Origin of the sequence: Tabrizicola sp. (assembly GCF_031377265.1) — a bacterium.
Classification (GTDB): domain Bacteria; phylum Pseudomonadota; class Alphaproteobacteria; order Rhodobacterales; family Rhodobacteraceae; genus JAUYQR01.
Genome location: NZ_JANMET010000029.1, coordinates 1 through 14841, shown reverse-complemented (window position 1 = coordinate 14841; position 14841 = coordinate 1). Strand labels below are relative to the sequence as shown.

The 14841-nt window shown below is 64.1% G+C and carries 14 protein-coding genes; 3 read left to right on the top strand and 11 right to left on the bottom strand.

What is annotated here, in order from left to right; all coding sequences use genetic code 11:
- Window positions 1-445: 445 nt before the first annotated feature.
- Genes RMO18_RS01755 through RMO18_RS01745 form a run of 3 tightly spaced genes read left to right on the top strand, consistent with a single transcriptional unit; the run spans window position 446 to window position 2798 of the window.
- Window positions 446-1825, top strand: coding sequence for a DUF6638 family protein (locus RMO18_RS01755; protein WP_309663574.1), 1380 nt, complete (start codon window positions 446-448; stop codon window positions 1823-1825).
- Window positions 1822-2106, top strand: a complete 285-nt coding sequence (locus RMO18_RS01750) for a hypothetical protein (RefSeq protein ID WP_309663572.1) — start codon at window positions 1822-1824, stop codon at window positions 2104-2106. The genes RMO18_RS01755 and RMO18_RS01750 overlap by 4 nt, the downstream gene beginning before the upstream one ends.
- 11 nt (window positions 2107-2117) lie before the next feature.
- A complete protein-coding gene (locus RMO18_RS01745) occupies window positions 2118-2798 on the top strand; it encodes a DUF1523 family protein (protein ID WP_309663570.1) in 681 nt (226 codons plus the stop codon).
- Here the strand turns inward: RMO18_RS01745 and RMO18_RS01740 are convergent.
- The 11 genes from RMO18_RS01740 to RMO18_RS01690 form a co-directional block, all read right to left on the bottom strand.
- The gene (locus RMO18_RS01740; protein ID WP_309663568.1) at window positions 2773-4395 is read right to left on the bottom strand and encodes a GMC family oxidoreductase N-terminal domain-containing protein; all 1623 of its coding nucleotides are present in this window, start codon (window positions 4393-4395) and stop codon (window positions 2773-2775) included. The genes RMO18_RS01745 and RMO18_RS01740 overlap by 26 nt on opposite strands.
- Window positions 4396-4442: 47 nt before the next feature.
- Window positions 4443-6860, bottom strand: coding sequence for a phenylalanine--tRNA ligase subunit beta (gene pheT / locus RMO18_RS01735; protein WP_309663566.1), 2418 nt, complete (start codon window positions 6858-6860; stop codon window positions 4443-4445).
- Window positions 6861-6941: 81 nt separating this feature from the next.
- Entirely contained in the window at window positions 6942-7664 is a 723-nt protein-coding gene (locus tag RMO18_RS01730) for a heparan-alpha-glucosaminide N-acetyltransferase (protein WP_309663565.1), read from the bottom strand.
- Window positions 7665-7737: 73 nt separating this feature from the next.
- Complete coding sequence (locus tag RMO18_RS01725; RefSeq protein WP_309663563.1) at window positions 7738-10335, bottom strand: TIGR02302 family protein; 2598 nt, start codon at window positions 10333-10335, stop codon at window positions 7738-7740.
- A gap of 28 nt (window positions 10336-10363) precedes the next feature.
- Window positions 10364-11629, bottom strand: a complete 1266-nt coding sequence (gene lysA, locus RMO18_RS01720) for a diaminopimelate decarboxylase (protein WP_309663562.1) — start codon at window positions 11627-11629, stop codon at window positions 10364-10366.
- Window positions 11630-11682: 53 nt separating this feature from the next.
- The gene (locus tag RMO18_RS01715; protein WP_309663560.1) at window positions 11683-12870 is read right to left on the bottom strand and encodes a sugar-transfer associated ATP-grasp domain-containing protein; all 1188 of its coding nucleotides are present in this window, start codon (window positions 12868-12870) and stop codon (window positions 11683-11685) included.
- 111 nt (window positions 12871-12981) lie between these two features.
- Window positions 12982-13566: a cation diffusion facilitator family transporter gene (locus RMO18_RS01710; protein ID WP_309663558.1), complete on the bottom strand. Its 585-nt coding sequence runs from the start codon at window positions 13564-13566 to the stop codon at window positions 12982-12984.
- Complete coding sequence (locus tag RMO18_RS01705; RefSeq protein WP_309663556.1) at window positions 13563-13880, bottom strand: DUF2834 domain-containing protein; 318 nt, start codon at window positions 13878-13880, stop codon at window positions 13563-13565. Before RMO18_RS01705 ends, RMO18_RS01710 begins: the two co-directional genes overlap by 4 nt.
- The gene (locus tag RMO18_RS01700; RefSeq protein WP_309663554.1) at window positions 13877-14008 is read right to left on the bottom strand and encodes a hypothetical protein; all 132 of its coding nucleotides are present in this window, start codon (window positions 14006-14008) and stop codon (window positions 13877-13879) included. Before RMO18_RS01700 ends, RMO18_RS01705 begins: the two co-directional genes overlap by 4 nt.
- Before the next feature lie 19 nt (window positions 14009-14027).
- Window positions 14028-14180: a hypothetical protein gene (locus RMO18_RS01695; protein ID WP_309663552.1), complete on the bottom strand. Its 153-nt coding sequence runs from the start codon at window positions 14178-14180 to the stop codon at window positions 14028-14030.
- A gap of 51 nt (window positions 14181-14231) precedes the next feature.
- The coding region (locus tag RMO18_RS01690; RefSeq protein WP_309663550.1) for a lyase family protein at window positions 14232-14841 on the bottom strand (610 nt) is incomplete at its 5' end.

Below are 14841 nucleotides of genomic sequence, written 5' to 3'. Positions count from 1 at the left end.
TGACTTAGGTCCTTACTCCAGTCTTGGCTGCAGTGGTTGGTGGAGCTGCGGCGTGGTACACGGGACGGCGCGCAGTTTTTTCGGCCCGAGTAGAACGAAAGCATCAGGCCGCCATAGAAATTGCAAGGTATCGGCAAGCATGGATCGATGCCCTGAGAGATGACCTATCCGAATACGCTGGTATCATCGTGATGACTTATATTGGCGCGCCACCCACCGAACGGGCGGAACGGATCGCGATGCTATCGATGCGAATACGCATGAGAATGAACCGAAATGACCCCGACTATCAGAGGCTAACAGAAGTACTGACAAGGGAATTGGGTCAGTTCTTTCTTGGAAAGCGAGATGGAGAGGAAGAGAGCGAAGCGCTTGTTCCAGTAGCGCAAGAAGTCCTAAAGCGAGAGTGGGAAAGGCTGAAAAGCGATCTGAGAGAGGCGGCACAATGAAACGCCTCATCCAACGCGGCCTCATGTTCGGGAACCTCATCGAGGTTTCCTCCCCTGCCCTCATCGAACGCTATAACCGCGCGCTCAAGCATCTCACCGGCAAGACGACCAAGCTCAAGGATTTCCACATCGACCTGTCCGGCTATTCGCCCGAGATCGGGGATGAGCTGAAGGATGACCTCTACCTCAACCCCAACGGGGCGAACCGGCAGTTTATCTTGCTGACCACGGCGCAGAAGGATGCGCCTTTGCTCAACATCAAGTTCTCCACCAGCCGGGGGATCCTGACACAGTTCATCGAGACCAACGAGGCGCAGTTGTTCGCGCTGACGGCGCGGGATGCGGTCTGCGGGGAGTTGCAGAATTCGGTCTACGCGGTGGACACGCCCGAAAAGCTGTTCGAGATCCGCCAGATCACGGTGGAGGCGGATACCATCGGCGGGCATGTCGCGGATGCAGGGAAGCTTGCCGCGCTGATCACAAGGTTCCGGGCGGAGCCGGAGGGCTGGCGCGACGACGTGCTGGTGGCCGAGATGATCACCCTGGCGAAGAAGACCGGCGATGTGACGCGGGTGCCGATCAGCCTGCCGGCGATGACCTTCCAGCAGCCGAACTACTGGACCAGCCATTTCGGCGGGGTATATATCTTTCGTGACGTGAAGTATCCGGCGGCGATTTCGACGCTGCCGTGGAAAAGCCTCGGCGAGGTGCCGATTGCGCAGGTGATGGACCTGACCCTGCGCAACCAGATCGCCGATTGGCTGGAGCGCAACGGGCTCATCGAGCCCATCGTGCAGGCGCGCGGCATGGATTCGGCGGCGGTGATCCGGCAGAAGATGGATTTCATCCTGGTCGAAGCGGCGGACGCGCTGGGCATCGAGATCGGCGATGCGCGGCGGACCGAATTGCGCAAGATCGCCTACAAGCTTGGCTCGTCGCTGCCGGAGGAGTTTCTGGGGCTGGCGGCACTGTTACGCTGGGTCGAGGGCGGCGGTGGCTGGCCGAAGATCACCTCGGAGCATCCGGCGTATTTCTACACGCTGCGGGGTAAGGCCGGGCGCGACCGGGATCTGGTGAACATGCTGTTGGCGGAACTGTCGCCGATGGATGTGCGGCAGATGTATATTGTGCACAAGGAGCTGTTCTACGCGCAATATGCGACGTGGAGCGAGCGCAAGAAGACCTATGTCGCCGATTTCCTGGCGCGGGAGTATCAGGTGGACCGGGAAGGCGCGCGCACCGCGCTGTTCGGCCCGGAGCCGGGGATGGACGAGGCGCAGCGCCCACAAATGGCGACGGGACCAAAGCCCGCGCGCGATGTGGTCGGGCCTTGGGGTGCGGTGGATAGGGGTTCACGAGACGGGGGGCGGCGATGATCATCGGATGGCTGCGGCTGGCGTTCTTCCTCTATATCGGGCTGACGATTGCCTATTTCCTGACCGCGATCTATTCGCGGTCGGTCAGGCGGGAAAAGCTGGAGAAGGAATGGGACACCGACCCCGCGCGAGAGGGGGCACCTGCAGATGAGCGGACGGCCTTCATCGAGGCGGGGATGGTGCATTACGAAAAGGGACTTAAAAAGCGCCTGCTTTGGCTTATCTACATCATCCCGACGATTGCCTTCGTCGTGACAATCTACTTCGTGAACTGGGACTGAAAGGAACGGCCATGTGGACCAAGATCAAATGGGGCTTGCGGATCTTTGCACTCCTTATCATCGGGGCGTTCCTGCATTACACGCTGCCGCAGCGCGATGTGGTGCATGTGATCAATACCTACAACAAGAACACCCCGATCGGGGCGAACTGGATGTTCTATTCGATCGAGGATACCGGCACCGGGGTGGAGACGACATCGACCATCCGCGACATCCGCTTCATCGACGCGGTCTATCCTGACGGAGAGACGGTGGTGGTTTACCGCAACGAGGATACCGGCTGGTTCTGGCCGCCCTATTTCAAGTGGGACAGCAGCACCCTGCAAGCCGAAGCGCAGAACCTGAAATCCGACAAGGCCAACCCGCAATGGGTGGCGATCACGCATTACGGCTGGCGGATGCCGATCTTTTCGATCTTCCCCAACGCGATCAGCATCGCCCCGGTTGCCGGCCCCGATGTGCGGCTGATCCCTTGGGTCAACATCGTGATCCTGAGCTTCCTTGCCTTCCTGATCTTCATGCTGCGCAAGATGTGGCTGCAGTTCCGGGAACGGACGATTGACCCGGTGCTGACCGACGCGGGCGAGGCGTGGGATACGGTGGACGCCAAGGCAGATGAGGCGCGCAAGCAGGCGCGCGGGTTCTTTGGCCGCATGGGGGCCTGGCTCAGGACCTGGGCTCCGAAGAAGTAGCGGCGCGGATCAGGTCTGCGGCGCGTTCGGCGATCATGATCACCGGCGCGTTGGTATTGCCGCCCACAAGCCGCGGCATCACCGAGGCATCGACCACGCGCAACCCGTCGATCCCGCGCACCCGCAGAGTGGGGTCGGTGACTGCGAGGGGGTCGGTGCCCATCCGGCAGGTGCCAACCGGGTGATAGATCGTATCCGCCCGCGCCCGGATATCGGCGATCAGCGCCGCCTCGGACCCATCCACCGGATAGAGCCTGCGCCCGCGCCATGGGGCCAGCGGCGGGGCGTTCAGAATTTCGTCCATCATCCGCGCGCCGGCGGCAAGGGTCACCAGATCCTTCGGGTCGCTGAGGAAGTTCGGGTCGATCCGGGGGGCTGACCGGGGGTTGGTGTCGGTCAACCCCACCGTGCCGCGGCTTTGCGGTCGCAACACGCAGACATGGCAGGAAAAGCCGTTGGCCAGATGGATCTTGCGCAGGTGCTGATCGACGATGCCGATCACGAAATGCAGTTGCAGATCGGGGCGGTCCAGACCGGGGTCGGACTTCAGGAAGGCATTCGCCTCGGCCATCGGCGAGGCGAACAGCCCTTCGCCGGTCTTGCGCCAGGCCAGGCCCGCCATGGCCAGTCTGGCCAGCCCCAGCGGGTTCAGGCCCACCACATCGCGGCGCGGCGAGGTGTAGCTGATGATGTAATCCAGATGATCCTGCAGGTTCTGCCCAACCCCCGGCAGGGCAAGGGCGACGGGGATCTTGTGGTGGCGCAACTCCTCCTCCGACCCGATGCCGGACAGCAGCAAAAGCTGGGGCGAGCCGAAGCTGCCAAGCGACACGATCACCTCGCGGCGCGCCGTCAGGGTCAATTGCTCGCGGCCCTTGCGCACCAGAAGGCCAGTGGCGCGGCGGTCTTCCAGCACGATCCGTTCGGCCCGGGTCTGGGTCATCACCGTCAGGTTCGGGCGGTCCATCACCGGGTGCAGATAGGCGGCAGCGGCGGAACAGCGTTCGCCCTTGCGCGGGCCGGAATGGAACTGGGTCACCTGAAACAGGCCAGCACCTTCCTGCTGCGGCCCGTTGAAATCATCGTTCATCTGGATCTGCAGGGTGGCGGCGGCATCAAGAAAACCTTGCGAGATCGCGCGGGGTTGGCGTTGATCGGCCACCTGCAAGGGGCCATCGGCGGAATGCAGCGGCGAGGTGCCGCGCACGTTGCCTTCGGCGCGCAGGAAATAGGGCAGGACGGATCGCCAATCCCAGCCATCGGCCCCCAGATCGGCCCATTCGTCGTAATCGCCGGGGTGGCCGCGCACATAAAGCATGGCGTTGATGGCAGACGATCCGCCCAGCGCCCGCCCGCGCGGCTGAAACCCGCGACGACCGTTCAGCCCGCGCTGCGGAACCGTCTGGAAGGCCCAGTTGTTGATCTTTGGCCGGCCCGACACCATGGCCGCCACCAGCGCCGGCGCACGGATCATAAGGCCGCGCCCTGTGCCCCCCGCCTCGATCAGGCAGACGGTGACGGAGGGGTCTTCGGACAGCCGCGCCGCAAGGACGCAGCCGGCCGAACCGCCCCCGGCAATGATGTAATCATAGGTCATCCCAGCACCCTAGTTGGGTGCAGCCACACCGCAACAATAACTTGACGTCACCCCCGCAGCACCCCGCCGGTGGCCTTGCTGACCTTGTCCACGATCTTGGCCGACACGGCCTCGATCTCGGCCTCGGTCAAGGTCTTGTCCTGCGGTTGCAGGCGGACGGTCAGGGCGATGGATTTCTTGCCCGCACCCATCTGTGCCTCGGCCTTGTCGCCGGTGAACTGGTCAAAGACGCGCACGCTTTCGATCAGCGCCTTGTCCACCCCGGCGGCGGCGTTGACCGCCGTCAGCACCTCGACCCCCTTGTCGACAACAAAGGCGAAGTCGCGGTCCACCGCCTGCAGATCGGAAATCGCCAGCGCCGGTTTGGTGGGGGTTTTCACCTTCGGGTAGGGCACATTGGCGATGAAAAGGGTGAAGGCCACGGCAGGGCCTTTCACATCCATCGCTTGCAGGATGCGGGGGTGAACCTCGCCAAAGGTCGCCATCACGGTCGGGCCAAGTCCGACCACGCCGGACCGGCCCGGATGCCACCATGCGGCGGCCTTGCGGGTGATCTGCACGCGGGCGGGCGCGCCAAGGGCGGCCAGAACCACCTCGGCATCGGCCTTGGCATCGAACACATCCACCGCACGGCGCGACCCGTGCGGATCGCGCGGGGCCGACTGGCCGATCAACAGGCCGGCAGCTTGCAGATGCTGCTCGCCCGGCTCGCCACCTTGGAAGGCGGGGCCGATCTCGAACAGTGCCAGGTCGGCAAAGCCGCGCGCCTGATTGCGGGCGGCGGCTTGCAACAGGCCAGGCAGCAGGTCAGGCCGCAGATGCGACATTTCCGACGAGATCGGGTTGTCGATGCGCACCGCATCCGCGCCGCCACCGAACAACGCGGCAGAGGCTGCATCAATAAAGCTGTAGGTCACGCATTCGTTGTAGCCCAAGGCAGCCAGCGTCCGCCGGGCCGTGCGTTCGCGCACCTGCAGGGGCGTCAGGATCGGCTTTGGCACCCCCGGCAGGCTGCGCGGCAAGGGTGCGCCCTGTAGTTTGGTCAGCGACGCGATGCGCGCGACCTCTTCCACCAGATCCGCCTCGCCCAGAATGTCAGGCCGCCAGGAGGGCGGGGTCGCCATATCACCGTTCATCGTGAAGCCGAGCGCGGTTAGCGTGGCACGCTGGGTGGCCTCGGGGATATCCATGCCGACAAGGCTGATCACCCGGGCGGGCGTCAGCTTGTAGGCGCGGGTGGCGTCGGGGGCCGCACCGTCCTGCACGATCTCGGACGCCTCGCCACCGCAAAGATCAAGGATCATCTGCGTCGCCAGTTCCAGCCCCGGCAGGGTGAAGGCCGGATCGACGCCGCGTTCAAACCGGTAGCGGGCATCGGAGTTGATCTTCAGCGCACGCCCAGTGGCGGCAATGGTGATCGGCTCCCAGAATGCGCTTTCAAGGAACACATCCACCGTCTCGGGCGCACAGCCCGACGCCGCGCCGCCCATGATCCCGGCCAGCGATTCCGGGCCGTGATCATCGGAAATAACCATCTGGCCAGCCGCCAGCGTATAGGTCTTGCCGTCCAGCGCCAGCAGGGTTTCGCCCCCTGCCGCCGGATGAATGCGCAGATCGCCCTTTACCTTGGCCACATCGAAAACGTGCAACGGGCGGTTCAGGCCGAAGGTGAAGTAGTTGGTGATATCAACCAATGCCGAAATCGGGCGCAGGCCGATCGACCGCAGCCGCGCTTGAAGCCAAGTGGGCGAGGCACCGTTGGTCACGCCGCGAATGGTGCGACCGGCAAAGTGTGGGCAGCCCTTGGCCTTCAGCGCCGGGTCGATGTGCACCCCGATGGGCGAGGGGAAGCCGCCCGTCACCGGCGTCACCACCAGCGGTTTCAGCGTGCCAAGACCCCGCGCCGCCAGATCACGCGCAATGCCGCGGACGCCCAGCGCGTCGGGGCGGTTGGGGGTGACCTTGATCTCGATCATCGGGTCGTTCAGGCCGCGATAGTCGATGAACCGCGCGCCCAAGGGGGCGTCTTCGGGCAGGTCGATGATGCCGTCGTGATCATCCGACAACATCAGTTCGCGTTCCGAACACAGCATGCCGTTGCTGTCGACGCCGCGGATATTGCCGGGCTTCAGGTCGACCCCGGTGCCCGGCACATGGGTGCCAACCGGGGCAAACACCCCGACAAGCCCGGTGCGCGCATTGGGTGCGCCACACACCACCTGCACCTCTTCCATCCGGCCACCGGGGCCATCGGGGTAGGTTGCAACCCGGCACAGGCGCAGCCGGTCGGCGTTGGGGTGCTGGACCGCTTCGATCACGCGACAGATGCGAAAGGCACCCAAGGTGGCCTCGGGATTTTCGATGCCCTCGACCTCCAGGCCAAGGTCGGTCAACGCCTCGGCAATCGCCGCTACGGGGGCGGCGGTATCAAGGTGATCCTTGAGCCAGGAGAGAGTGAATTTCATCGCAATCGGTCCCCGAAACAGTCCGGGCAAGGGATTAGCGCAAAGGGAAGGAAAGGGGAAGGGCGGGGGTCAGCCGCCGGGTCAGCCTTGCGTCAGCCGGGCGTAAAGCGTGAAGCCCGCGATCAGGATAGGTTGATGGACAAGATAGATGATCAGGCTGTAGCGACCGGGAAAGGTGACGGCGCGCATGGCCGGGCTGATCTGGCCCGAAAGGCGAGGCCAAAGCCCAGCCCGTGTGCCAAGCCGCGCCATGGCGATCCCTGCGAGGCAGGGGGCAAGCCATGGCAACAGCGGCACGTAATCGGCCATGTTCGGGCGGGTTTCGGCAAGGCCAAGCCAGATCAGCCAAAGCCCGTCAAAGGCAGGATCCTTGGCAAACCAAGGTAGGGCAAAGACAACGGCAGCGACGGCAAGCGTGACCAGCGATGGCAGGCGCAGGAACAACAGGCCGATCAGGCTGGCCACGGCCAGCGCATGCAGGATGCCAAAGTAAATGAGGCCCCCCGGCGTCACCCAGATGCTGGCAACCGACACCAGCACCGCACCGCCCCCAACCATCGCAAAGCGCCGCCAGAAGGCCGGCCACCGGATGCCGGTGCCATGCGCAAGCCAAAGGCTGACGCCCGCCAAGAACAGGAAACTGCCCGCAACCAGCCGGGCAAAGTAGTACCAGAACGGCTGGTAGATCGTGCCGGGGGCGATGTGCCCGAACATCTGCAGATCGAAGGTGAAATGAAACACCACCATCCCAACCACGGCGGCGGTGCGGGCAAGGTCAAGTGCCAGGATGCGGGTCTTGGGCATTGCGGTCATCGGCGGCAACCTAACTGACGATGGTCGCAATGGGTAGGGTGCGCGCCGTGCACGCACCCCTGTTTCAGAACAGCTGCAGCAGCCGCTTGAGATACTCCAGTTCAGCACCCGGGCGCGTCAGGTCGCCAGAGCGGCGGCGAATCTCGTCCAGCAGGTCTTGCGCGCGCTGGTTCGGGTCGTTCTCCACCATGTTGCGGTCTGACCCGATGCGGGCGGAATCCTCGCCGGTTTCGCGGCCCAAGGGATCGCGGCCGGCAGGGTCGGCGCGGCCAAGATCCTCGCCACTTTGCCCGTCACGGTTCTCGCGCTGCTCCTCGGCCAGCGCCTGACCCAGTTCGCGCATGCCGTCACGCATTGCTTCCATCGCGTCGGCCTGCCGGTCCAGCGCGCCATCCAGATCGCCGTTGCGCAGCGCCTCTTCGGCCTGTTCCATCGCACGGGCTGCGTCATCCAGCGCGCGACGTCCGGCCTCGCCCTGTTCGCTGCCATCGCCGGGAAGCTGGCCATTTTGCAGATCATCCAGCCGTTCGCGCAACGCGCGCTGTCGATCGGTAAGCGAGCCTTGATCCTGCGCCTGGTCCTGACCGCCCTGCCCGTCCTGGCCTTGTTGGCCATCCTGACCGGGCTGCTGGTCACCGGGTTGCTGGCCATCTTCGCCTTGCTGCCCGTCTTCGCCTTGCTGCCCGTCTTCGCCCTGCTGCATATCGCGGTAGGCGTCGTCCGACAGGTCCTGCTGGTCGCGCAGCGTTTCGCCCAGATCGCGCATCGCCTGCTGGCCGGGGCTGCCTTGCCCCTGACCCTGGCCCTGACCTTCGACCACCTCCATGTTTTCCATGAACTGACGCAGCTTTTCCATCAGTTCGGCGGCTTCGGCGGTCTTGCCCTCTTCCATCAGGCGTTGCAGTTCATCAAGCATCTGCTGCAGCTGGTCTGCCGACATCTGCATGCCCTGCATGTTCTGCGATTGCTCCTGATCACCGGGGTTGCGCTTAGCCTCTTCGGCCAGTTCGCGGGTGTATTCCTTCAGCGCCTGCTGCATTTCCTTCATCAGCTGGTCGATTTCCTCGGGCGAGGCACCGTTCTTGATCGCCTCATCCAGGCGGTCCTGCGCGCGCTGCAGACGTTCCAGCGCGGAATGCAGGTTGCCCTCTTCCACCATCAGCGAAATCTGCCACAGCTCCTCGGCCACCGCATCGCGCTGTTCGGTGGTCAGCGACGCTTTCTGCGCATCCAACGTGCGCATCAGCACCCGCAGCCGCAGGAAAGCACGATCATGACGGATGAAGCCTTCGGGCCGATTGCTGACCGCTTTCAGGATCTGCGAGGCGCGCGGCGCGTTCACCCGGTTCCACAGGATATCACGGCGCATCTCGATCAATGCGGCGGCGAGGGGGTCGAAAAACCGCTTGCCGTGCAGGGTGACCGAATAGGGGGCAGAGGTGCTCTCCTGCCCCGCCGCATCGACGGCGGCAAAGACCATGGTCACTGGCAGGTTGGCGAAGACGTGCTTTGACAGATCATCGACCAGCGTTTCCGTGATGTCGCTGCGCTTGCCCGACAGGGGCATCGGCAGGTCAAGCACCACCGGCTCCACCGCTTCGGGATTTGGGATCAAGCCATAACGGCGGTCGACCTTGGTCAGATCGAGGCTGATCGTCACCCGCCCGGCCACGACGCCGTAATCGTCGGTGGCCTTGAAGCCTTGCTTGAAACGGCCATCCGCCTCGCGCCCCATCTCGCCCGACACGCCGATCATCGGCAAACCGTCAGGTTTCGCGGTGATCTGCCATTCGCGGCCACCGTTGCCTTCAATGGCAAGACGTCCGGATTTGGTGACCGTCAGGTCATGCACGCCCTTCATGCCATCCGGCACGGCGGCGACGGGTTGCACGCCATCGGGCGCGGGTTCGACCAAAGGCTCTGGCACGGCGACGGTCTGCGCCACGGTCAGCTCACCTTCGGGGCCGTAAAGCCGGATCTGAACCCGCGTGCCGGTGGGCAGTTCCAGCGTCTCGGCGGTGATGTCATTCAGATAAAGCGACGGCTTGCCGGTATAGGCGGGGGGCTGCGCCCAAGCCTCCCAGCTCGGGCCGGCGGGCATCGCCTCGGCCGCGCCCGGTGCCAGCCCGGCGACCGAGGTCACCCGCCAGAACGACCCGAACAGCACCGCCATCACAAACGCGGTCAGCGCCACATAGCGCAGGCTGAACGGGTCACGCGACGACAGGCGCAGGTCCGGGGCAACCGGCTGCGCCAGCGCGGCGCGCTTGGCCATGCGGTCCTTGTGCGTCTGCCAGACGGCAAGCGAGGCGGGATCGCCCGCACCGATAGCCTGGGTGTCCTGCAAGGCGGCAATCGGGCGGCCCGGCATTGCGGCATCCAGCCGCGCCAAAGCATCGGCTTCGGTCGGGCGGCGGAAACGACGCAGGCCCAGAATCAGCAGCCCAATGGCAGCCACGGCGATCACCGCGCCCGCCGCTTGCACCCATACCAAGGGCCCGACGTCCTGCAAGCCAAAGGTCAGCGCAGCAATCGTGGTCAGGATGAGCGACCACAGTGGCCAGAACGCCCGGCTCAGCCGCTCGGCCCACAGGCCCAGCAGCGTCAGGCGCATCGGCCAGACCAGCGATTTCAGCGGCGACAGTGGCGCGCGTGCATTCATCAAACCTGCCTCTATGCCGGACGGAACGTCACAGCCATTCCGGTAAGGTATCGCGGTTCAGGATTTCGTCAAAGCTCGGACGTGCCCGGATGACAGCGAAGTGATCCCCTTTGACTAACACCTCGGGGATCAGCGGCCGAGTATTGTATTCCGATGCCATCACCGCGCCATAAGCCCCCGCCGACCGGAAGGCGACCAGATCGCCCTCGGCAAGCGGCGCCAGCGGCCGGGCCTTGGCAAAGGTGTCGCCGGTTTCGCAGACCGGGCCAACCACATCAAACTCTTGCGGCAGGGTCGCGGCGGCGGGTTCCACCACTGGCACGATATCATGGTGCGCGCCATACATCGACGGGCGCACCAGATCGTTCATCGCGGCATCAAGGATCAGGAAATCCCGCCCCTCGCCGTTCTTGACGTAGATGACCGATGATACCAGCAGCCCCGCATTGCCTGAAATCAGGCGGCCCGGTTCAATCTCGATCTCGCAGCCCAGATCACCCACCGTGCGCTTGATCAGCGCGCCGTAATCGGTGGGCAGCGGCGGCGCGGAATTGGAGCGTTCGTAGGGAATGCCCAAGCCGCCACCCAGATCAAGCCGGCTGATGGTGTGGCCTTCGGCGCGCAACTGCCGGGTCAGGTCGGCGACCTTGAGATAGGCCTGCTCGAACGGCTCCAGCTCGGTCAGCTGGCTGCCGATATGGACATCGATGCCGATAACCTTCAGCCCCGGCAGCAGGGCCGCCTCGGCATACACCTCCGACGCGCGGCCAATCGGAATGCCGAATTTGTTTTCCTTCTTGCCGGTGGCGATCTTCTCATGGGTCTTGGCGTCCACATCCGGGTTCACCCGGATGGTAATCGGCGCCACCACCCCAAGGCTGACCGCGACTTCGGACAGCGCCCGCATCTCCGGCTCGCTTTCAACATTGAACTGGCGGATGCCGCCGGTCAGCGCCAGCCGCATCTCATCCCGCGTCTTGCCGACGCCGGAAAACACGATCCGCTCGCCCGGTACGCCTGCGGCCTTGGCCCGGCGGTATTCACCACCGGACACCACATCCATCCCGGCCCCCAGATCGCCCAGCGTTTTCAGCACCGCGATGTTGGACAGCGATTTGATCGCAAAGCACACCAGATGCGGCAGCGGGCTCAGCGCCTCGGTGAACAGATGATAGTGCCGGGTCAGCGTGGCGGTGGAATATACGTAAAACGGCGTTCCAACCGCGGCCGCGATATCAGCGATCGCCACGTCTTCGGCATGCAGCATGCCGCCATGATAGAGAAAATGGTCCATGGCTCAGGGATTTAGCATAGTGCCGTGGCAATGCAATTGCGAACGGTGCGGCGTCAGCGTGGCGCTGATGCCCGGCCCTTGCCTTGGCCAATCAGGCGCGCATTGCGGGCGATCACTTCGGCGAACACCGGCTTGAAGTCATCGTTCAGAATTCCGCGCCCCGCAGCCAGCTGAAAGATCCCGTGCGCAGTATTTTCGTTGCATTCGATCAGCACCGGGCCGGTCGGACCAATTGCAATATCCCAGCCAAGGATACCGTTCACCGGAACCACGCCATGCGCCGCAACCGCCAGCGCCTTAGCTGCGGGCCAGAACGGCAGGGTCTGGCCCACAACCTGCTCTCGGTGCAGCGGGTGATCGGCCAGCCATTCCGTGTCAGGACCCTTGCCGCGCCGCAAGGTGTCAAGGCGGCCTGACGCGGTATCAACCAGCGAGATCAGGCTGTCATCCTGCCAGGTATCGTCGATCATCGCCAAGGGCGGCGGCAACCGCCAAGCAGCGTAAAGCACCTGCGGCCGGTCGGCTTGCGCCACCACCGTCACGATCCGAAGCGTGGCAAGGGCGCTGCCGCCTGCCATCCGGTTTAGATCTGCATGCTGCTCGACCACATCCTGAAACAGATAACCGGTCGCTGCATGCGCCGCGATTTCCGCCGCAAGCTGGCGCAGCGGAATGGCCCTGCCATTGCCAAGCACGACCATGCCGCGCGCGCCGTCAACGTGGTCAATCCGCACCGCACCAAGGCCCTGACGCAGTTGCGCGGGCTTGCCGAACAAGGGAAAGCGCGCCTCGTGCGTCAGAAAGCGGATCACATCGGCCTCGCTGCGCAGGCAGCGCAGCGCGCCAAAGCTGCGCCCGGTGGCATAGGCGGCCTGAATTCTGGTGGTCGGCAGGCCAAGCTGCGCCATCAATCCGGTAAACGCCAGCTTGTCAGAGACGAAGCCGCGCATCTGGGTCAGACCCGCCGGCGCAAGGCGATGGTTCAGCTGCGCACTGCCCAGATCGCCGACAAACGCCCGCTTTTCTGTCCACCCAAGATCGCGCCGATAGACCTGAAACCGATGGTATTCGTACGCCCCAAGATGCGTGTCGCGACGGTTGAGCCGGACGATCTCGGAAAACTGGCGCAGCGGGCTGATCCCGGCGCTGCGGGCCACCCGTTCAATCATCTTGACGTCAACCTTTGGGCCGGACTTCGGCTTGTGGGTCAGGGCCGGCAGGGTCAGCGCAAGGTCTGTCATGGCATCTTTCGGTCAGGGTCTTTCCCCTCACTGACCGAAAACTATGCTGGGAATTGGGCGGAATTGCTGCTTAATTCCGCACATCTGCGCCCGGCTTCAGGCCACATCCGCTCAGGCCTCAGCGTCGCGGCCTTCCTTGCGGGCGGCTTCCCAGACCTCGTGTGCCGCATCAAGGTTCATCGCGGCGATGGCCAGGCCGACAATCACATCCGGCCAGATCGAAGGATGCACCGCCGTCAAAAGCCCCGCGCCGATGATCGCCACATTGGCCAGCGCGTCATTGCGCGCCGAAAGGAAGGCGGCGCGCGTCAGGCTGCCTTCGGCGCGGCGGTGGCGTGCCAGCAAGACTGCGGCGGTCAGGTTCACCGCAAGCGCCCCAAGGCCGATCACAGTCAGAACCGTGGCATCAGGCGGCACCGGCGCGAGGTATTTCTGGACCAGCGTCCACAGAAACGCGATGCCCGGCACCAGCATCAGAGCCGCCAGCACCATGCCCACGCGTGCGCGCCGCATCGCCGTCCAGCCCAGCGCCACAAAGATCAACAGGTTGATCGCGGTGTCTTCCAGAAAATCGATGCTGTCGGCAAACAGCGCCACCGAACCGATGCGCAGCGCTGCGACGAACTCGATCCCGAAGTACCCAAGGTTCAGCAGCGCCACGATCAGAACCGTCCGGCGCAGCGTGCCGTTGGTCATGCCGATGGCCGCGAGCGCAGGAACAGATAAAGCGGCAACCCGCAACTGACACCGATGCAGAAGGTCGCTGGAATTGCGATCAGGTTAAGCCAGGCCTTGCGGGCAAAGGTTTCGGCCAGAACCCAGACGGTCAGCGCGATTGCGGCAATCGTCAGATCCCAGGTCAGCCCGGTGGTCGACGCATTGACGTACCAGGCGTCGATCATGCCCCCGAGCCCAGTGCCGGTTTCCCGCATGTGGCGCAGAAACCAGTACATCGGGTGGATCGCGCCCCAAACCGCCAGCGCAAGAAACACCCCGCGCAGCGGCGTCATTTCAGCACGACGCCAATCTGCGTATCCCCTGAAATGGTAATCCCGGATTTGGACGCAGGCGCTTGCGGCGCGCCGTCCGCACCGCAGGCGGCCAGCACAAGAAACACGAAGGGGCACAGACGGGGCATGATGATCCTTGGATAACTGTCAGGGTGATACGGAGACGGTGGCACCACCGACATTGCCGGACACGATGGGTGCTACGGAAACACCATTGGTGCCAATGGCAAACCCGGCTGTCAGCGTCGGGTCGGTGCACGCGGGAAGGGCAAGAACACAAAGAAAGATGGCAATTCTCATGGCGAAACTCCTGTCCTTAGCGCCTGATCATATCATCGCCTGCTGCAACCGTCACGGCAGGCTTTCCTTCCAGCGGGCCAGTTGCATCCGCACCTGATCCGGTGCAGTGCCGCCATACGACGTGCGGCTTTGCACTGAATTTTCGACGCCCAGCACGGCAAACACATCCGCCCGGATACCGGCGTGAACCGATTGCATGTCAGACAGCGCAAGGTCGGGCAGATCGCAGCCTTTGGCCTCTGCCATGGCCACCAATGTACCGGTCACATGATGCGCCTCGCGAAACGGCAGGCCCAGCGCGCGGACCAACCAATCGGCAAGGTCCGTAGCCGTCGAGAACCCGCTGGCAGCGGCGGCCTTCAGCACATCGCGATTGGCAGTCATGTCACCGACCATCCCGGTCATCGCGGCAAGGCCCAGCATCAGCGTGTCAGCGGCGTCGAAAACCTGCTCCTTGTCTTCCTGCATGTCCTTGGAATAGGTCAGCGCCAGACCCTTCATGATGGTGAAAAGGGCAACGGTGGCGCCAAGGATGCGGCCAAGCTTTGCCCGCAGAAGCTCTGCCGCGTCGGGGTTCTTTTTCTGCGGCATGATCGAGGAACCGGTGGTCCATTTGTCGGACAGCCGCACGAAGCGGAACTGGGCCGAGGACCAGATCACC